We start from the raw sequence: 20,006 nt of genomic DNA, 5'->3' as shown, positions 1-20,006 counted from the left end.
CTTTACGTTAACGTAAGCTTGCGTTACGGCGCTGTCAATCGTAGTTTACGTATACGTCAACCTACAAAAAAGACAACAGGGGTCGTTATGGATCAACCGCATCCGAGCTACAGCCGTGGCTCCCAGGACAAGAGCTTGCTGGCCATGACGATTGGCCAAGCTTTCGATCACACCGTGGCGCAATACCCCGATAGTGAAGCCCTTGTGGTGCGCCATCAGCAGCGCCGCTACACCTGGCGGCAACTGGCCGAGACCGTCGATATGCACGCCCGTGCGTTCCTGGCCTTGGGCATGCAAACCGGCGATCGCCTGGGCATCTGGGCGCCCAATTGCGCCGAGTGGTGCATCAGCCAAATCGCCAGCGCCAAGATTGGCGTGATCCTGGTCAATATCAACCCGGCGTACCGCAGCAGTGAACTGGACTACGTGCTCAAGCAGTCCGGCTGCGAGTGGCTGGTGTGCGCCGGCTCGTTCAAGACCTCTGACTACCACGCGATGTTGCAGGAACTGCGGCCTGAGCTGCGCGGCATGATCAGCCTCGACCCCAGCCCGCCCCCGGGATTCCTGCCCTGGTCGGAACTGGCGGCCCTCGGTGCAGGCCTGCCGCCCGAGCAGTTGCACAGCCGCCAGGCCAGCCTGTACTTCGATCAAGCCGTCAATATCCAGTACACCTCCGGCACCACCGGTTTCCCCAAGGGCGCCACCCTCAGTCATCACAACATCCTCAATAACGGCTATATGGTCGGCGAAAGCCTGGGCCTCACCGCGCAGGACCGCCTGGTGATCCCGGTGCCGCTGTACCACTGCTTCGGCATGGTGATGGGCAACCTGGGCTGCATCACCCACGGCACCACCATGATCTACCCGAATGATGGCTTCGACCCGCTGCTGACCCTCACCGCCGTGGCCGAAGAGCGCGCCACCGGCCTGTACGGCGTGCCCACCATGTTCATCGCCCTGCTCGATCACCCGCGCCGGGGCGAGTTCGAGCTGTCCACCCTGCGCACCGGCATCATGGCCGGCGCCACGTGCCCCATCGAGGTGATGCGCCGGGTCATCGGCGAATTGCACATGGGTGAGGTGCAGATTGCCTACGGTATGACCGAGACCAGCCCTGTGTCCCTGCAAACCGGGGCGGATGATGACTTGGAGCGCCGCGTGACCACCGTCGGCCGCACCCAGCCGCAACTGGAAAGCAAGATCATTGATGAAGCCGGTAACACGCTGCCCCGTGGCCAGGTCGGCGAACTGTGCACCCGTGGCTACAGCGTGATGCTCGGCTACTGGAACAACCCCGAGGGCACCCGCGAGGCTATCGACGACGCCGGCTGGATGCACACCGGCGACCTGGCAACCATGGATGCCCACGGCTATGTGTGCATCGCCGGGCGCAACAAGGACATGATCATTCGCGGTGGCGAGAACGTGTACCCGCGCGAGGTGGAAGAGTTTTTCTTCACCCACCCGGCGGTGGCCGATGTGCAGGTCATCGGCATTCCGGATGAGCGCTACGGCGAGGAGATCGTGGCCTGGGTCAAGTTGCATCCGGGCCATGTGGCCGACGACCTGGAACTGCAGGCCTGGTGCAAGGGCCGCATTGCACACTTCAAGACGCCCCGGTATTTCAAGTTCGTAGAGGAGTTTCCGATGACGGTGACGGGCAAGATCCAGAAATTCCGCATGCGTGAGATCAGCCTTGAGGAGCTGAGCATCAACCGCTGAAACGGGGTGCATTCCTACCGCGCCCCGCGCGGAGGTGTTGCCTAGAGTGGCGCATTATTTCGCCACTCGAAGGCTATACGCATGACAGACAACATCACGGCCCCTCCTGCAGACAGGGTTTCGGACGCGCAAAGTCCGCACCTGAGCGTCATCAGGGACAATATCCCCGACTGGTATACCGAGGCGCAGGGCAGCCGCAAAGCTGAACTGGCGTCATTGGATTTGCGTATTCCTGATTGGTACAAAAAGGCCTCGCAGGCTGACAGGGACCGGCTGGGTAAGGTCCACAAGCGCAGCAGGGCGTCGTTGAACCAATTGGATCAGATGCTCGGTGAACTGAAACCGCCGGCAGAGTATGCCGAGCCATTGTTGGCGGACGCGATCGAAAAAAAGTTCGGGCAACGGCTGGATACCAGAAAGGTGTTCTATGCCCGCAAGCTGGAACAGACCACCTGCGACGCGCAGCTCACTGAGGTTTCGACCACGCGCGTCAGCGAATTGGGCCCGCAGTTTTATTCTTATAAAGGTGTCAGCCTGTTGGAGGCGGCGCTGAACAACTTTGCTCCGGAACAGGCGAGCGAGCCGGTGTGTAAGGACTGTCACTTGATCACCCGGTACGACTTTTACCGGCATTCAAGCGCGCAGGTGCATCCCTCAGCCAACGTCCAGTCGCTCAAACTCGACATCCAGGCCCACGCGTTTGCCCAACTGTGCAGGGAGCTGGATCTGGGGCGTTCCTACTACGAATATCTGCGAGCCGCCATCAACCACCACCTTGCGCCAGGAACCCAGAACCAGCCGGCGGGCAAGTTGTTTAGCAGCCTGATCATCAGCCATCAAAACCAGTTGGAACTGGCGGCAGACATCGCCTTGATGAAGGGCGATATCCAGCCTGCGCAACACCAGTTGATCAACGACGTTTTGGTGAGTCAGTCGAGCGGCAAGTGGTCAGGACACACAGTGAAGTTTTCGCCGTTGCGGCTGTGTAACCTCTACATCGAGAACATCCTGATCATCGGTCCGGTGGAGTGGCGGGTAAACATAAGGAATGCCCAGCTCCTGCCGATGCCCTGCATGGTGTATATCCCTGGCGACCCCCTCCATCCCCTCAAGAGCTATGACCACATAGCCGCCTTTACCGACCATTTGACCACCCGCCTGTGCCGTGATGAATACCGCAAATTCTTCAGCCAGTTCGTGCCGCTCGCCCATCAGGACAGTTTTTTTACCCGGCTCAAGGTCTTGCTTGATCCAGGCGCGGCGCATGCCGAGGATCAGGATTTTGTTCCGGCAAATAAAGCTCGAATCACCGACCAGGGGACGTACGGTGTTTCATGGTCTGATGTCTGGATGGACTGCGCGACGCAGCGTATCCGGCTGATCATGAACAACGCCAGTACCGCCGTGGTCTCCACTCAATCGAAGAATGATCAGGCGTATAACGCCTGGCTCTGGTCGTGGGGAAGCACGGCACTGGATATTCTCAATCTGGCTTCTTTCGTGGTGCCCTTCCTGGGGGAGGCCATGCTGGTCGTTGCGGCCGTGCAGATGGTCTATGAGATAGGCGAAGGTATTGAAGCGTGGTCCGAAGGCGACACTCGCACGGCCTGGGCGCACTTTTCGGCGGTGGGTCTGGATCTGGCGGGGCTGGCGGTGCCCAAAGTGCTGATGGCAGCCAAAGACACGGCATTTATCAAGCGTCTGGTGCATGTGGAGTTCGGTGGGCGCACGCGTTTGCACAGTGTCAATCCGGGCCAATACCTGCACCGGATCGCCTTGCCCGAAGGGCTGCGGCCGAACGCGCAGGGGCTGTATGCCCATGAGGGAGGCCTCTATCTGCCGGCAACTGACGGTGGTCACTACAAGGTCGTCACCGGCGCCGAGGGTGAATCCAGGCTCTTGCACCCCGACGGCGATTCACGTTATGCGCCACGCATTCACCATAACGGTATGGGCGCCTGGGTCCATGAGTTCGAACAACCCCTGACGTGGGACCGCAAGACACTGCTCCGGCGTATTGGCCATACGGTCGATCACCTGAGCGATAGCCAGCTTGAGCAGGCGAGGCTATTCAGCGGAGTGTCGGATGACGAGTTGCGTCAGGTGTTTATCGAGCATCGGGCGCCGCCGCCACTCTTCAGAGACATGCTCCGGCGATTTGAGTGCGACGCCAAGCATCAGGCTTTTATCGATCGGCTGAGCAGCCCCGACCCCAATGTGTTCAGTCGCGTCAACTGGTTCATGCAAGTCAAGTTGTTGATCGACAATGGTATGTGGCCTGAATCGCGGGTGCTGATAGCCTTTGATTCCGAGGGCAATCTGACGTGGCTTTCAGGCAAAGTGAGAAGACCACGTGACGTGGTCAAGTTGCAGCCTGAACAGCTCGGCAGTGGGGTCCTGTTCCCCGCCATGCTTAATCAACTGACTGAAGGTGAAATACGCCAGTTGCTGGATGAAGACGAGGTCGAGCAGGAGATACACGCGGAACAGGTGATGCTGGGCATCATTACGCGCGGTGAGCGTTCGGTTGACGGTAAACCGACATTCGCCGAAGAACGTATGGCGCAACTGATGCGTGCGCAGCGTACACCTGCAGCCAGGGCCGCAAGGTACCGGGATCGATTGCTGACAGCGGCTAAAAACACCCGGAATGAGCTGTTCAATCTGGAAATGTCGGCCGGTGATATCTCCAGTGATGTCCATGTCCAGTGGCTCCAGCGCAGCTTTCCCAGCCTGCCTAAATTGGCCGCCGAAGAAATAGTCGCCCACGCCAGGCCCGAAGAGTTGGCACGTTGCATTGAACCCACATCACGCTTGCCGTTGCGGTTGGCCGAAGAGGCACGCCGTTACGCGCAAAAGGCGCGTGTCATGCGGGCGCATGCCGACCTGCTGTTCGACAACCCGTTGACAATGGACGGTGTACACCTGGCGCTGCACAAGCTGGCCGCCATTCCGGGGCAACTGGAAGGGGTGTGTATTGAGCTGCGGGCCGATACGTATGAGGGGGCTGTGCTGGACCGGGTCGGCGATGCGACCGCCCCCAGGCAGCTTCGTCTGATCCGCAGCGACATGAAGGAGTGGATGTTATACAGCGTGCCGCAGCAAAGACTCTATTGTCGCAGTGACAAAGACGCATTTTTCAGCGCGCTGTGGTTCGCCAGCGGCGGGCAGTTCACCCACCGGACAGCGTTACTGTCCTCCACCCAGGCCTTGAAAGGGCAACTGGGGCGCCTGCCACTGAGCGAGCAGGCAAGCCGGCGTGCGCTGGGCCTGCAAACGATCAGGCCTGGATTCAAATCACCGATGCGCCTGGCGGATGGGCGCATCGGTTATCCGCTGAGTCCGGTGGGGCGCGCGGCACAGCGTCCGTTTGTTTGCACAATGAAAGCGATGGTGCTTTACCCCTCGAAGTCCCTGGCTGAAGTCGAGACCCTGCTAGGGCTTCAAGGTGCGGCGGATGCTGTGCTATTGGCGAGGCTGGCGCACCTGGAAACGGAGTTTTTCGATCTGAATAAAGCACTGGTGAACTGGCAGGAGGAGGAGTCGGGCTATGCGAGTGCCAGGCGCAGAGTGTCGGCGACGATCAACGAAGTCTGGCAGCGAGGTGGCGCGCAGGCATTCGCGGGGGATGGCACACCCATCGGCCATGTGCTGGATCTATCCGAAGAAGCGGTCGGTGAGCTGCCTGCGATTACCGCCAATATGGATCATGTGGGCCATCTGAAGTTACGTCGAATGGGGCTTTCAGACCGTTCTTTGCCTTTTCTGCAGGCATTTGGCGGCTTGCGCTGGTTGAACCTGAGCGAAAACAATTTCACCCAACTGCCGGCGCTTCGAAACGGCGGGGCAGGGCTGACCAAACTCAACTTGAAGAGCAATGACATCCAACTGACCGAGCAGAGCCGAACGCGCCTGGAGAGCATGCAGCAGTTGAAGATTTTGAATCTGGGACACAATCGACGTTTGGGATGGTCGGCCGATGTAAGCCGCTTACGCGAGTTGAACCAGTTGTATCTGCCGAACACCGGCACCACCCGATTTCCCGTCGGCGTCGAACGTTTGCCTGCTCTCGCCCGTATCGACCTGCATGCAAACCAGATCACCACGTTGCCTGAATACGCTTATCAGCACCGGGAGCGCATCAACGTGCACGAAAATCCCTTGTCGGCGGCCACCCTTGCGCGCCTTCAAATGGGCGAGCCCTTGATGCAATGGGGCGAGCACGTCACCGTGGATGAGGCGCGTGATCTCTGGCTGGGCGAGCCATCGGCCGCAGAGCTGACACGGCGTGGTGGGATCTGGGACGAACTGCGGAGCATTCCTGAGTCGGCGGCTTTTTTTACCGTATTGGCCGATACCACCCGCAGTGCCGAGTACGCCAGTGCAGTGACCCGCCCCTCACTGGCGCAGCGAGTGTGGGACATGCTTGAGGCCGCAAGTGAAAGCCAGGCTATTCGCGAATCGCTGTTTACCACCGCCGATGATCGAGTCACCTGTGGCGACGGCAGTTCGGTTGAATTCATGAACCTTGAAAGCGAGCTGATGGGGGCCAGGGCACTGGAAATGGTGGGAACGGAGCACGTTGAAGGCTCGCTGATCGCTACGGGCAGGAAGCTGTTTCGTTTAACCCTGGTGGACGCCATTGCTCAGCGGGATGTCGAGGCCAGGGGGCCTGGGTTTACTGAACAGGTCGAAGTCATCCTGGCATACCGTACCCTGCTTGCAGACCGGCTTGAGTTGCCGGTCAAGTCCCGCGAGATGCTGTTTCCCCAGCAGGCCAATGTGAGTCAGGCAGCGATCGACGGAGCCTATGCGCAGGTGCTGAGGGACGAGCGCAATACCGCTGCCGAAGAGACTTTTTTGACCGGGCGACTGTTCTGGGAAACACATCTTCGCAGTCGATACCCCCAGGAGCTCAAGGCATTGATGACACCGGAGCTTGATCTGATCGACGAGAAAAGCACCGCGTTATTTGAGCTTTCGGATCTGCAAGGCGAGCAGGTTAGCGCCGCAGACCAGGCCACAAAAGACCAGTGGCAGGCGATGCATGACCAGGTGACTGACCGGCTGGCCGGCCTCTTGGGCAGGCGCCGGGATGAAATACTCGTGAACGGCGCGATGCAGAGTGCGTTTTTTGAGAGCGAACTCAAGCAGTTGGGAGTGGAGCGGCAGGCGCTGGAACAACGATCACTGCGAATCTTGACCCGCAGGGTGCTCAACAACTTCGCCGCCACCCAAGGAACACCGCTTTAAATACCAGGGTGCAGACAGCACAAAGGGGACCCGGAGGTCCCCTTTAATTTGTCGTTGCGTGCTCTTTTTTTATTATTGAGGGGCGGTCTATTGTTGTTTTTGGCAACCGTTACCCTTTACCGCTGTTTTTGGCGACCCCCATCCGGGGTCAAGAGCAAACGTATTTTTTTGAGCGCTGATCTGCTTCTTCGTTAACGATCCAACCAGTGGGTAGCTACCTGAGGTAGTTTTATTTTTCACTAACCGGTTGCGGGTTTCGGCATGCCGGACCCTGCGAAGCACATCTTCTCCAAAAAAATCTGTTAGCTGCGTCTCTGCCGTGTTGTTTTTGTTATGTCAGAGTCGTTTCGTCTTATTTTTATTAGGTTTGGTGCTTTTTATTCTTGTTATGCCATAGAGATAGCAGAAGGCGTGCCAACTTTTAAAAACTCTTTAAAATCAATAAGTTAATTTTTTAGTAAGATTTTTGCTGCGGCAAATGCGACTAAATATGTTCCCGTGTTACTCGACGTGTAGCCGTGCGGTAACACATTGTCACGGCCGCGCTACTCAAACGGCGTTACGTGCCTTGGCCACGCGCGAACCCGTAGGGCGGCCCAGTACGTGACTGATTTGCAGGCCTGCGCGAATCAATGCGTCCAGGTCGATACCGGTGTCGATCCCCAGGCCATTGAGCAGGTACAGCACATCTTCGGTGGCGACGTTACCGCTGGCGCCCTTGGCGTAAGGGCAGCCGCCGAGGCCCGCAATAGAGCTGTCGAATACCGTAATGCCTTCCAGCAGGCTGGCATAGATATTGGCGATGGCCTGGCCATAGGTGTCATGGAAGTGGCCCGCCAGTTTGTCCCGTGGCACCTGCGCGCCGACCACCTCGAACAGCCGCCGCGTGGTGCCCGCCGTGCCGGTGCCGATGGTGTCCCCCAGGGAGACCTCGTAGCAGCCCATGGCATACAACTCCCGCGCGACCGCCGCCACTTGCTCGGGCGCGATCTCACCTTCGTAAGGGCAACCCAACACACAGGACACATAGCCGCGCACGCTGATGCCGTGCTGCCTGGCTGCGGCCATGATCGGCGCAAAACGTTCCAGGCTTTCGCTGATGGAGCAGTTGATATTGCGCTGGGAAAACGCCTCGGAGGCCGCGGCAAACACCGCCACCTCCTTTACGCCCGCCGCCAACGCGTCCTCGAAACCACGCAGGTTTGGCGCCAGCGCGCCGTAGGTCACGCCGGGCTTGCGCTGAATCTGCGCGAATACTTCGGCAGAACCGGCCATTTGCGGCACCCACTTGGGCGAGACAAAACTGCCGACTTCGATATAGCTCAAGCCCGCCGCGCTGAGGGCGTCCACCAATTGGACCTTGTCGGCCACGCTGATGGGTTGGGCTTCGTTCTGCAAACCGTCGCGCGGGCCGACTTCCACCAGGCGTACATGGGAGGGGAGGGACATGGCAGCTACCTTCTGATCAATGGCCAACCTGGCCCATGGTGTGGGCCAGTGCCTGGGTGCAACGCTCTTCGGCGGTGTCCAGTTCCAGCTTCATTTGTTCGATGTCCAGCAGTTGCTGTTCCAACTGCTCACGGCGCTCGGCGATCTTGGCCAGCATGCTGTTGAGTTGGATCTGGTTGCCGCCGGTGGGGTCGTAGAGTTCGATCAGCTCGCGGCATTCCGCGAGGGAAAAACCGATGCGTTTGCCCCGCAGGATCAGCTTCAGGCTGACCTTGTCCCGTGCCGAATAGATGCGCTCCTGGCCCCGGCGTTCCGGGGCCAGCAAGCCTTGTTCTTCATAGAAGCGAATGGCGCGGGTGGTGATGTCGAGCTCGCGGGCGAGGTCGGAGATGCTGTAGGTCGTGCTCATGGGGGCGCTCAAGAGGGTCTTGGCGCTAAGCTAATGGCAGGTTGACGTGAACGTCAAGGGCCGCTGCGCAGCCCATCGGGGGCAAGCCCCCTCCCACAGGTAGCGTTCTTGAACCTCAGGCCTGTTGTTTATCCAGCTTCTTTTCGTGGGCGGTGACTTGCTGGCACAACTCGATCATCTGCTCGCGCATCCAGCGGTTGGCCGGATCCTGGTCGGTGCTTTCGTGCCAGTACAGGTGGGTTTCCACCGGTGGCACGTCATTGACCGGCAGGTGGAACCAGTGCAGTTCATGGCGGCGGGCGAAACGTTCGGGCACGGTCATGACCATGTCGGTCTGCTGCAACACTTGCGAGGCCATCAGGTAATGCTGGGAGCGCAGGGCGATCTTGCGCTGGATGCCCATCTTGCCCAGGGCCAGGTCGACGTGGCCCAGACCGTTGCGGCGGCTGGAGATATGGATATGGGTCAGCGACAGGTAGTCATCCAGGGTGAATTTGTCCTTGCCCGCCATGGGATGGCCCTTGCGCATGGCGCACACGTAGCGGTCTTCCATCAGCTTGACGTGGCGCACCTGCGGGTCGGTGTTGAGCGGCGCATCCACGGCAAAATCCAGGCGCCCGGCCGCCAGTTCCTTGGTGGTCTCGCGGCGTTTGGACAGAAAACTCTCGATCACCACGGTGGGCGCCAGGCGACGCAGGCGTTGGAACAGCAGCGGCAGAATCACCGCTTCGGTGAGGTCGGTCATGCTGATGCGGTAGGTCTTGGCCGCCTGCTGTGGGTTGAAGATGCGGCTTTCCTGCACCGACACCCGCAGCAACGACAACGCATTGCGCACCGGGCCGATGATGTTCTGCGCCATCGGCGTGGGCACCATGCCTTGGGCGGTGCGCACGAACAGCGGGTCGTTGAACGTCTCGCGCAGGCGGGCCAGAGCGTTGGACACCGCCGGCTGGGTGATGCCGACGATCTGCCCGGCGCGGGTCAGGTTGGCTTCGGTGTAGATCGCGTCGAAGACGATAAAGAGGTTGAGGTCGACCTTGCTCAGATTCATTGGGTTGCGCTCTTATTATTAGGTGGCGATTTGTTACGTGCTCATACGTCGATCATATATCGGTGATGAATGTTAATACACGCCGAGAATAGGCTAGGTAAATTATCAGCGCTGTTCTAGCATCGATTGCATGACCTAAACAACCTCTCAAAGAAGGGAGCTGCTCATGGATTTCGCCTATTCGCCCAAGGTTCAGGAACTGCGTGAACGCGTCACCGCGTTCATGGACGCTTACGTCTACCCGGCCGAGCCGGTGTTCGAACGCCAAGTCAGCGAAGGCGACCGCTGGCAGCCCACCGCCATCATGGAAGAGCTGAAAGCCAAGGCGAAAGCTGAAGGCCTGTGGAACCTGTTCCTGCCCGAATCCGAACTGGGCGCCGGCCTGACCAACCTTGAATACGCACCCCTGGCCGAGATCATGGGCCGCTCACTGCTGGGCCCGGAGCCGTTCAACTGCTCCGCCCCCGACACCGGCAACATGGAAGTGCTGGTGCGCTACGCCAACGAAGAGCAGAAACAACGCTGGCTCGAGCCGCTGCTGCGCGGTGAGATCCGTTCGGCCTTCGCCATGACCGAGCCCGATGTCGCCTCCTCGGACGCCACCAACATGGCCGCCCGCGCCGAGCGCCAGGGCGACGAGTGGGTGATCAACGGTAAGAAGTGGTGGACCTCCGGCGCCTGCGACCCGCGCTGCAAGATCCTGATCTTCATGGGCCTGAGCAACCCGGATGCACCGCGCCACCAGCAGCACTCGATGATCCTGGTGCCGGTGGACGCCCCTGGGGTGAAAATCGTACGCCCGCTGCCGGTGTTCGGCTACGACGACGCGCCCCACGGTCACGCCGAAGTGCTGTTCGACAATGTCCGTGTGCCGTACGAAAACGTACTGCTGGGTGAAGGCCGAGGCTTCGAGATTGCCCAAGGCCGGCTTGGCCCAGGCCGTATCCACCACTGCATGCGCTCCATCGGCATGGCCGAGCGCGCGCTGGAACTGATGTGCAAACGCTCCGTCAGCCGCACCGCGTTCGGCAAGCCTTTGGCGCGCCTGGGCGGCAATATCGACAAAATCGCCGACTCACGCATGGAAATCGACATGGCGCGCCTGCTGACGCTGAAAGCGGCGTACATGATGGACACCGTGGGCAATAAGGTGGCGAAAAGTGAAATCGCCCAGATCAAGGTGGTGGCGCCGAACGTGGCGTTGAAGGTGATCGACCGCGCGATCCAGATCCACGGCGGCGCCGGCGTCTCCAACGACTTCCCGCTGGCCTACATGTACGCCATGCAACGTACCCTGCGCCTGGCCGACGGCCCGGACGAAGTGCACCGCGCGGCAATCGGCAAGTTCGAGATCGGCAAGTATGTGCCTAAAGAGTTGATGCGCAGCGGGCAGTAACACCGCGTCGCCTGCATCGGGGGCAAGCTCCCTCCCACATTTTGATTTGGGAATACATTCAAAGTGTGGGAGGGGGCTTGCCCCCGATGAGGCCATTCCGAACACCGCAAGGCTAAGCCCTCAGTACACCCAAACCTCCACCCGCCGATTCTTGATCCGCCCCTCATCCGCCGTGTTCGCCGCCACCGGCATCTGTGCGCCGAAGCCGCGAATATCGCGCAATACCACGCCGTTCTTGACCAGCTCCCGGCGCACCGCCATCGCCCGTAGCTTCGACAGCAGCGCCGCCCGTTGCGGGTCATTCTTGGCGTCGCCGAATCCCACCAGCGTTACCTGCTTGTCGAGTTTGGCGTGGCTCTTTATATAGGCCACGACGCGCTGCACATCCTGGCGCGCCTTGTTGTCCAGGCTGGCGCTGCCTTCCTCGAAGCGAAAATTCACGGTCAAACGCTGGGCGTCACGGGCAATCGCTTGGTAGTCGTCAGGCATCGAGGGACGGGGTTGCACCGTCATCGCCTGCACCTGCTGGGCGATAAACCCGTTGGCCGCCACAATCGCCTGGCCTTTGCTGCTCTGGGCAAAGTCCACCAGGGCCTTGGCCCACGGGTTGCTGGAGGACGGCGGCAGGTAGAAGAACAGCCGGCGTGACAGCGGGTAATCCTCGGTGGCAATCAGGCTGTTCAATGGCAGCATCGGTTGCGAGTCGCCATCGACAATCGCCACCGCCTTGGCCTGGCGCACGTAAGGCAAGCCGATAAAGCCGATGCCCTGGGGATCCCGGCTCACCGCATCGGACAACGCTTCGCTGGACTCGAAGCGCTTGGCGGACGCGGCCAGGGGCTTGCCGCGCAGGCGCAACACCAGTTCCTTGAAGGTGTCATAGGTGCCGGATTGGTCATCCCGCGCGTACAAATGAATGGCACCACCGATACCGCCCAGCGCTTCCCAGGTGTCGATCTCGCCGTTGAAGATCTGCGCCAGTTGCTCGGTGTTCAACGTATTCAGTGGGTTGTGCGGGTTGAGGATAATGGCCAGGCCGTCGATGGCGATCACCTGTTCGGCCTCGGGGCTTTTAAGATCGCCCAGGGGGTCGAGGTCCACCAGTTCGCTGTCCTTGATCGGACGGGAAGACGCAGCCAGGTCGGCGCTGGCTTTTTTCAGCGCGGCAAACCCTGTGCTGGAGCCATGGGCCGCCACCTCGACGGTGACTGTCTTGCCCTGGCGCGTCTTGCCGACCACGCGCTGTTCATTGGCGCCCTCGGCCGCTTCGCTGTGCACCGCCTGCAGGCCCTGATGCTCCATCAAGCCCTTGACCAGCGCCGGCCCCAACGCCGCGCCAATGGTGTTGGAACCCTGAATGCGCAAAGCCGGGCCTTGGTCGGGAACGGGGAGGGGGGCAGCCACAACGGAGAGGGAAAATGCGCAACACAACAGGAACAGAACGCGCAGCATCATGCCGGCACCTTCTCAAGCCAAAGGGAGTGCTGCGAGATTAAGTCAGTTGGATTTCAGTAATGTGACTGAAAGTCAGCTTATCTGTTACTGATACACCGCGATCGGGGGCAAGCCCCCTCCCACATTTGGCCCGAGCACAGTCAGGGCGATCAGCTGAGTTCAAGCCAGATCGGTGCATGGTCCGACGGTTTCTCCAAACCCCGCAGGTCATAATCCACGCCCGCATCCTTGACCCGCGGCACCAGGCCGGTTGACGCCATGATCACGTCAATGCGCAGCCCACGCTTGGGCTCATCCTCGAACCCACGGCTGCGGTAGTCGAACCAGCTGAAACGGTCGGCCACCTCGGGGTTGAGGTGCCGGAAACTGTCCACCAGGCCCCAATTCTTCAGGCGCGCCATCCATTCGCGCTCTTCGGGCAGGAAGCTGCACTTGCCGGTTTTCAGCCAGCGCTTGGCGTTGTCGGCGCCGATGCCGATGTCGCAGTCTTCCGGGGAAATATTTACGTCGCCCATCACCACCAGGGCCTGGTCGTTGCTGAACTGGCTTTCCAGCAGGTGTTGCAAGTCTGCGTAGAAGCGGCGCTTGGCCGGAAACTTGGTCGGATGGTCGCGGCTTTCACCTTGTGGGAAATAGCCGTTCATGATGGTGATCGGTTGGCCGTTTTCATCGGCGAAGGTGCCCCAGATAAAGCGGCGCTGGGCGTCTTCTTCATCGCTGGCAAAGCCCTTGTGCACGCTCAATGCTTCTTTGCGCGAGAGCAGTGCCACGCCGTAGTGGCCTTTTTGCCCGTGGTAGTACACGTGATAGCCCAGGGCCTGCACTTCGGCCAGGGGGAACTGGTCGTCGTGGACCTTGGTTTCCTGCAGGCCGATGACGTCGGGTTGGTGTTTTTCAATCAGTGCCGCCAGCTGATGAGGGCGGGCGCGCAGCCCGTTGATATTGAAGGAGACGATTTTCATGGTCGGCGGTCCAGTCTGGCAAAAGGGCGATGCTAGCGGACAAGTCGGACGGGGGCCAGCGTGGCGGTAGGACAGATGCACTGCTAATGTCTGGGAACGACTGGTGCTGCGTAGGTTCGTACCCATAAGAACGCCATCTATTGAGTGGCGCCCAGGGAGATTGACTGTATGACTGACACTGCCATTGGCGAAGTTCGCCTGCTCAACAGCGGCTATTCCCGCGAAGCCCGCTCCCTGCTGTACCAGGCCTATCGGCATGAGCCGACGTTTGCCTACATCTTTGAAGCTGAACGCGCAGGCTATGAACAACGGGTACGCGCCACGGTGCGCGAACTGGTCAAGCAGCATTTCTTCCAGAAACTTCCGGCGATTGGGCTGTTCATCAACGACCGCCTGATCGGCATCGCGCTGATCGCGCCCCCACAGCGGCGCCTGGGGATTACCGAAAGCTGGGCCTGGCAATTGCGTATGTGGTTGAGCACCGGCGTGCGCGGCACCCGGCGCTACTTGGACTACCACTATGCGGTAATGGCCTGCTTGCCCAACGAGTCGGTGCATGTGTTGCCGCTGATGGGCATTCACCCGCAATTCCAGGGCAAGCACTACGGTGAACAGCTGCTGGGAGCGGTGCACAACTGGTGCGCGGAAGACCCGCACTCATCCGGTGTGGTACTGGATACGGGGAATTCGCGCTATCTGGAGTTCTACAAGCGCCAGGGCTATGAAGAGATCGGCGAAGTGGCGGTAGGACCGATTCTGGAACACGTATTTTTCCACCCCAATCCGCAGGTGTTACATGCTGCAACGGCTTAGCGCAGAATTTTTCAGAATCGTCTGAGTTCTAAGTTTCTCCCCAGCTCGTGTAGCATCCGCGCCTATGAAGTTTCCAGGAAGATTTACCAGCGGCTTGGTTCTGCTGTTCACAAGCTGCGGCGCATTCGCGCAAAGCGAATTGGACGTGCGGATCAAGCCTTCAAACGACGCGTTGAAAGCCAACATCGAAGGCTATATCGGTGGCGTGGGCGAGCGTGATGAAGAGGCCTTGCTGCGGTTCAGCCGTGGTGCCGAAGAGCAGGCGCGCAAAGCCGCCCAGGCACTCGGTTTCTATCAGCCCCGGATCGAAAGCGATGTGAAGGGCGGCGAGAACCCGCGCCTGATCCTCACCATCGACCCCGGCGAACCGGTGCATTTGCGCAACGTGAACATTCGGGTCGACGGCCCTGCCGCGAACCTCAAGGCCTTTCGCGTGCCCGCCAGCGATGACCTCAAGTCCGGCGCCGTGCTCAATCACGGCCACTACGAAGACGCCAAGCGTCTTATCCAGAACCAGTCCTCGCGCTACGGCTTTTTCAGCGGGCGCTTTACCAGTCAGAAACTCTCGGTAGACCCCCAGGCCGGCGTCGCCGATATCGAACTCATCTATGACAGCGGCCCGCGCTACACCTTGGGCAAGGTCAGCTTTGCCGGCGATACGCCCTTTGACGAAGAGCTGCTGCAACGCATGGTGCCGTTTAAAAGTGGCGCCCCCTACGATTCCGAACTGATCGCCGAACTTAACCAGAACCTGCAAGCCAGCGGCTTTTTCGAAGGCGTGCGCGTCGACGCGGCCCCCGCAGCTTCGGCCAATGATGTGATTCCGGTGGCCGTCAACCTGGAGACCCGCAAGCCCCGCACCATGGGCCTGGGCCTGGGTTTCTCCACCGACGTCGGCCCGCGCGGCAAGGCCAACTGGACGCGCCACTGGGTCAATCCCCAGGGCCACAGCTATGGCTGGGAAGCCGAGTTGTCGGCGCCACGGCAGAACGTTGGGCTGTGGTACGACATCCCGCTCGACCCGCCGCTCACCGATAAGCTGCGTTTTGCCGGCGGTTACCAGAATGAAGAAATCGCCAACACCGACACCTTGAGTAAATTGCTCACCCTCGGGCCCGAATGGCACAGCAAGTTGCCCAGTGGCTGGACGCGGGTGATCTCGCTCAAATACCAGCGCGAAGAATATCGCCTGGGCAATGACTCGGGCCTGAGTAACCTGGTGATGCCGGGGATCAGTTATTCCTACCTGCGCAGCGATAACCGCATCGACCCCCACAACGGCTACCGCCTGCAATTCGACAGCAAGGTGGCCAAGGAGGGGTTGGGGTCCGACACCAACCTGCTTTACGGCACGGCCATGGTCAAGGGCCTGACCACCCTGTGGGACAACCACCGTTTCCTGGCACGGGCGCAGGTCGGCGGCAGTGCGACAAACGGCTACAAGTCGGTGCCGCCGTCATTGCGCTTCTTCGCCGGTGGCGACCAGAGCGTGCGCGGTTACGAGTACCAGACCCTGTCACCCGAGAACGACCGGGGCGACCGTATCGGCGGCCGCTACATGGTGGCCCTGAGCGCCGAGTATCAATATTCCATCGCCGAAAAATGGCGGATAGCGACGTTTATCGACCAGGGTAACTCGTTCAACTCCCTGGACTTGCCCAGCCTGAAAACCGGCGTCGGCGTCGGCATTCGCTGGGTCTCGCCGGTCGGTCCGATCCGCTTGGACCTGGCCCATGCCCTGGAAGACCCGGGCGGCGTTCGATTGCACTTTTCCATGGGGCCTGAGCTGTGATGCGTGGTGTGAAAATAGCGGGGCTGGCCGTGTTGGCCATCCTTGCCGTGCTGTTGCTGGCCCTGTGGGCGGTCCTCGGTACCCAGGCGGGCAGTCGCTGGGCGCTGGGGCGTGTACCGGGGTTGAGCGTGGAGAATTTCCAGGGCCGTCTGGGCGGCCAGTGGAGCGCCGATCATCTGGTGTGGGCGCAAGACGGCAGTCGCGTCGAACTCGATGCCCCGACGTTTGACTGGTCACCGGCGTGCCTGCTGCGCATGACCCTGTGCATCAATCGCCTGGACGTGGAGCAAGTCCGCCTGGACGTTGCGCCGAGCACCGAAGAGAGCAGCGGGCCGATTCAATTGCCGGACCTGAAGCTGCCCGTTTCCATTCAGTTGGGCGACGTTCGTGTCGGCAGCCTGCTGTTTAACGGCAGCGAAGAACTCAAGGGCCTGCAACTGGCCGCGCACTGGACCGCCGCCGGCATGCAGATTGACGCGGCGCACCTGCAACGGGACGGCCTGGTGCTGGACCTGAACGGCCTGTTGCAACCCAGTGGCGAATGGCCGCTGACCGCCAGCGGCAACCTGAGCCTGCCCTACGCCCCCGGCGGCGCGCCGTGGACGGTCGCGCTCAAGGTCGAGGGCGACCTGCTCAAGACCCTCAGGCTCGACGCCGACAGCAGCGGCTACCTGCCGGCCAAACTCAAGGGCGAGCTGCAACCCCTGGCGGACAACCTCCCGGCCGAGGTGCATATCACAGCCGATGGCTTCAAACTCAGCGCCGATCTGCCCGACACCCTGCAACTCAATCAACTGGACCTCACCGCCAAGGGTGACCTGGGCAGTGGCTACCAACTGCTGGGCAAAGCTGTGCTGCCGGCGGACAAAGGCCCGGTGGACCTGCTGCTGCAAGGCAGGGTCGACGCCAAGGGCGCGCAGATCGCTGGCCTGGACCTGAATGCCGGCGACAAAAAAAGCCTCAAGCTCACGGCGCAGTTGGATTGGCAACAAGGCTTCAGCGCCGAGGCCAAGATCGATTGGCTGGATTTTCCCTGGCATCGCCTCTATCCGCTGATCGACGAGCCACAGGTGGTAGTGCGCACCTTTAACGGTGAGGTTTCCTACAAAGACGGCAACTACCTCGGCAACCTCAAGGCCGACCTCGACGGCCCGGCCGGCAAATTCAATGTGGTCACGCCGTTCAGTGGCGACCTCACGCAAATCTTCCTGCCGGAGCTGAAACTGACCGCCGGCCAAGGCAAGGCCGAAGGGCATCTGAACCTGCAATTTGCCGATGGCATTGCCTGGGATACAGCGTTGGACCTGTCGGCGCTGAACCCGGCTTTCTGGGTGGCGGAATTGCCTGGCACGCTGGCTGGCCCCTTGCGCAGCCAAGGTGAATTCAAAAACGAACAGCTCACACTCAACGCCGATCTCGACCTCAAGGGCCGCCTGCGCGGGCAAACCGCAGTGCTGGCGGCCAAGGCCGAAGGCGCGGGCGAGCAATGGACCCTGGCCAACCTGGATATGCGCCTGGGCGACAACCGCATCAACGGCAGCGGCAGCCTGCAGCAACGCCTGGCCGGGCAGATCGACATCAAGCTGGCGCGCCTGGCCCAGCTGTGGCCGCAGCTGCGTGGGCAGGTGAATGGCCGACTCGACGTGGCCGGCAGCCTCAAGGCGCCCCAAGGCAAACTCGACCTTAAGGGCCAGCAACTGGCGTTCGCCGATAATCGCCTGCAAAGCCTGAGCCTGGACGCGAACCTGGACAGTGCCCAGCGCGCGAAAATCGACCTCAAGGGCAGCGGCATTCAAAGCGGCGACACCCAGGTCGGCACGCTCACCGCCAGCGCCCAGGGCGACATCAGGAGCCAGAAGGTCCAACTCGACCTGGCCGGCCCCTTGGTCAAACTGGCCCTGGCCCTGGATGGCAACCTCGACAAAGGCAACTGGCGCGGCCGCCTGGCCAGTGGCGATGTGCAGGCGGGTGGCCAGGACTGGAGGCTGCAAGCGCCGGCAAAAATCGAGCGCATGGCCGACGGCAAGCTGACCTTCGCGGCCCACTGCTGGGTCTCCGGCGCCGCCAGCCTGTGCGGTGAAGACCAGCGCCTGATGCCCGAACCCAAGTTGCGCTACCACCTCAAGCAATTCCCCATCGACAGCCTGGCGGCGTTTTTGCCCAAGGACTTCGCCTGGCAGGGCAAGCTCAACGCCGACATCCAACTGGACTTGCCCGACAGCGGCCCCAAAGGCGTGGTCTCGGTGGATGCCAGTGGCGGCACCCTGCGCGTGAAGGACAAGGACCAGTGGCTGGATTTCCCCTACGACACCCTCAAGCTGGAAACCACCCTCAACCCCAAGCGTATCGACACCCAGCTGAACTTCCGTGGCGGCAAGCTCGGCGAGTTGCTGTTGCAGGCGCAGATCAACCCGTTGCCGAAAAACAAGCCGATCAGCGGCAATTTCAGCCTGACCGGCCTCGATCTCGCCGTGGCACGGCCGTTTGTGCCAATGGTCGAGAAACTCAACGGCAAGCTCAACGGCAGCGGCCGGCTCTCCGGAGGATTGCTGGCGCCACAGGTCAACGGCAACCTTAACCTGGTGGGCGGCGAAGTCTCCGGGCCGGAGCTGCCCATCAGCCTTGAAGGCCTGAACGTGCAGGCGCTGATTGCCGGTGAACGCGTGCAGTTGAACGGCGCATGGCGCAGTGGCAAGGCCGGGCAGGGCAGCCTCAAGGGCCAGATCGACTGGGATCAGGCCCTGGCGGTGGACCTCAGCCTGCAAGGGTCGCAACTGCCGGTCACGGTGGAACCCTACGCCACGCTGGAAGTGGCGCCGGACCTGAAAATCAGCCTGAAGAACGACAAACTGGCGATTGCCGGCAAGGTGCGGATCCCACGCGGCGACATTACCATGCGTGAGTTGCCGCCTTCCACCGTCAAGGTCTCGGATGACACCGTGATCGTCGGCAGCCAGACCGAAGAGGGCAAGCCGCCGATGGCCATGGCCATGGATATCGACGTGGCAGTGGGCGAAGACCAGCTCAACTTCTCGGGCTTTGGCCTGACCGCCAAGGTGCAGGGCCATGTGCACATCGGCGACAACATGGATACCCGTGGCGAGTTGTGGCTCAACGACGGTCGCTATCGTGCCTACGGGCAACGGCTCGATGTGCGCCGTGCACGCCTGCTGTTCGCCGGGCCGCTCGACCAGCCCTATCTGGATATTGAGGCGATTCGTAAGACCGATGATGTGGTGGCCGGCATCCGCCTGAGCGGCAGCGCCGAGCAGCCCACCACACAGATCTTCTCGGAACCGGCCATGAGCCAGGAGCAGGCGCTGTCCTATCTGGTGCTGGGTCGCCCGCTGAGCACCACGGGCGAAGACAACAACATGCTCGCCCAGGCCGCACTTGGCCTGGGCCTGATGGGCAGCGCCGGGGTCACCTCGGATCTTGCCAACAAGCTGGGCATCCAGGACTTCGACCTCGACACCCAGGGCAGCGGCACCACCACGGCGGTGGTGGCCAGCGGCAAGATCACCGAGAAACTCAGCCTGCGTTACGGCGTGGGGGTGTTCGAACCGGCCAGCACCATCGCCTTGCGCTACCTGCTGAGCAAGAGGGTGTACCTGGAAGTGGCGAGTGGTGTGGCCAGTTCCCTCGACATCTTCTACAAGCGCGATTTCTAGATCCTTTCGCAGTACAAAATGTGGGAGGGGGCA

At 61.0% G+C, this 20,006-nt stretch carries 11 protein-coding genes; 6 read left to right on the top strand and 5 right to left on the bottom strand.

Annotation, left to right across the window (positions count from 1 at the left end; genetic code table 11):
* Positions 1-87 precede the first annotated feature (87 nt).
* Entirely contained in the window at positions 88-1,722 is a 1,635-nt protein-coding gene (locus HCF10_RS13105) for an AMP-binding protein (protein WP_167655692.1), read from the top strand.
* An 81-nt stretch (positions 1,723-1,803) separates the two neighbouring features.
* The gene (locus tag HCF10_RS13100; protein ID WP_167655691.1) at positions 1,804-6,975 is read left to right on the top strand and encodes an NEL-type E3 ubiquitin ligase domain-containing protein; all 5,172 of its coding nucleotides are present in this window, start codon (positions 1,804-1,806) and stop codon (positions 6,973-6,975) included.
* Between the two features lie 549 nt (positions 6,976-7,524).
* Here the strand turns inward: HCF10_RS13100 and HCF10_RS13095 are convergent.
* From HCF10_RS13095 to HCF10_RS13085, 3 genes are all read right to left on the bottom strand, one after another.
* A complete protein-coding gene (locus HCF10_RS13095) occupies positions 7,525-8,424 on the bottom strand; it encodes a hydroxymethylglutaryl-CoA lyase (RefSeq protein ID WP_167655690.1) in 900 nt (299 codons plus the stop codon).
* Positions 8,425-8,440: 16 nt separating this feature from the next.
* On the bottom strand, positions 8,441-8,833 hold the full coding sequence (locus HCF10_RS13090; protein WP_090402693.1) for a MerR family transcriptional regulator: 393 nt from the start codon (positions 8,831-8,833) through the stop codon (positions 8,441-8,443).
* A gap of 115 nt (positions 8,834-8,948) precedes the next feature.
* On the bottom strand, positions 8,949-9,884 hold the full coding sequence (locus tag HCF10_RS13085; RefSeq protein ID WP_131698107.1) for a LysR family transcriptional regulator: 936 nt from the start codon (positions 9,882-9,884) through the stop codon (positions 8,949-8,951).
* 166 nt (positions 9,885-10,050) lie between these two features.
* On the opposite strand from HCF10_RS13085, the gene HCF10_RS13080 reads away from it, so the two are divergent.
* A complete protein-coding gene (locus tag HCF10_RS13080) occupies positions 10,051-11,280 on the top strand; it encodes an acyl-CoA dehydrogenase (protein WP_029298342.1) in 1,230 nt (409 codons plus the stop codon).
* Between the two features lie 120 nt (positions 11,281-11,400).
* On the opposite strand, the gene HCF10_RS13075 is transcribed toward HCF10_RS13080, so the two are convergent.
* On the bottom strand, positions 11,401-12,735 hold the full coding sequence (locus tag HCF10_RS13075; protein WP_167655689.1) for a substrate-binding domain-containing protein: 1,335 nt from the start codon (positions 12,733-12,735) through the stop codon (positions 11,401-11,403).
* Positions 12,736-12,884: 149 nt separating this feature from the next.
* Positions 12,885-13,697: an exodeoxyribonuclease III gene (xthA, locus tag HCF10_RS13070; protein ID WP_131698105.1), complete on the bottom strand. Its 813-nt coding sequence runs from the start codon at positions 13,695-13,697 to the stop codon at positions 12,885-12,887.
* A gap of 168 nt (positions 13,698-13,865) precedes the next feature.
* Here xthA and HCF10_RS13065 point away from each other — a divergent pair, with 168 nt between their 5' ends.
* The 3 genes from HCF10_RS13065 (at position 13,866) to HCF10_RS13055 (ending at position 19,973) form a co-directional block, all read left to right on the top strand.
* Complete coding sequence (locus tag HCF10_RS13065; RefSeq protein WP_131698104.1) at positions 13,866-14,510, top strand: GNAT family N-acetyltransferase; 645 nt, start codon at positions 13,866-13,868, stop codon at positions 14,508-14,510.
* 64 nt (positions 14,511-14,574) lie between these two features.
* Complete coding sequence (locus HCF10_RS13060; RefSeq protein WP_145337633.1) at positions 14,575-16,302, top strand: autotransporter assembly complex protein TamA; 1,728 nt, start codon at positions 14,575-14,577, stop codon at positions 16,300-16,302.
* Entirely contained in the window at positions 16,302-19,973 is a 3,672-nt protein-coding gene (locus tag HCF10_RS13055; protein WP_205885673.1) for a translocation/assembly module TamB domain-containing protein, read from the top strand. Before HCF10_RS13060 ends, HCF10_RS13055 begins: the two co-directional genes overlap by 1 nt.
* Positions 19,974-20,006 lie beyond the last annotated feature (33 nt).

It is taken from the genome of Pseudomonas sp. B14(2022) (assembly GCF_012030485.1).
Classification (GTDB): Bacteria; Pseudomonadota; Gammaproteobacteria; order Pseudomonadales; family Pseudomonadaceae; genus Aquipseudomonas.
This window is presented reverse-complemented; position numbering and strand designations above follow the sequence as displayed.

Excerpts from the sequence above, each read along its gene's own strand:
- HCF10_RS13055 (WP_205885673.1), top strand. The coding sequence starts at position 16,302 with ATGCGTGGTGTGAAAATAGCGGGGCTGGCCGTGTTGGCCATCCTTGCC.
- xthA (WP_131698105.1), bottom strand. The coding sequence starts at position 13,697 with ATGAAAATCGTCTCCTTCAATATCAACGGGCTGCGCGCCCGCCCTCAT.
- HCF10_RS13105 (WP_167655692.1), top strand. The coding sequence starts at position 88 with ATGGATCAACCGCATCCGAGCTACAGCCGTGGCTCCCAGGACAAGAGC.
- HCF10_RS13060 (WP_145337633.1), top strand. The coding sequence starts at position 14,575 with ATGAAGTTTCCAGGAAGATTTACCAGCGGCTTGGTTCTGCTGTTCACA.
- HCF10_RS13100 (WP_167655691.1), top strand. The coding sequence starts at position 1,804 with ATGACAGACAACATCACGGCCCCTCCTGCAGACAGGGTTTCGGACGCG.
- HCF10_RS13095 (WP_167655690.1), bottom strand. The coding sequence starts at position 8,424 with ATGTCCCTCCCCTCCCATGTACGCCTGGTGGAAGTCGGCCCGCGCGAC.
- HCF10_RS13065 (WP_131698104.1), top strand. The coding sequence starts at position 13,866 with ATGACTGACACTGCCATTGGCGAAGTTCGCCTGCTCAACAGCGGCTAT.
- HCF10_RS13090 (WP_090402693.1), bottom strand. The coding sequence starts at position 8,833 with ATGAGCACGACCTACAGCATCTCCGACCTCGCCCGCGAGCTCGACATC.
- HCF10_RS13080 (WP_029298342.1), top strand. The coding sequence starts at position 10,051 with ATGGATTTCGCCTATTCGCCCAAGGTTCAGGAACTGCGTGAACGCGTC.
- HCF10_RS13075 (WP_167655689.1), bottom strand. The coding sequence starts at position 12,735 with ATGATGCTGCGCGTTCTGTTCCTGTTGTGTTGCGCATTTTCCCTCTCC.
- HCF10_RS13085 (WP_131698107.1), bottom strand. The coding sequence starts at position 9,884 with ATGAATCTGAGCAAGGTCGACCTCAACCTCTTTATCGTCTTCGACGCG.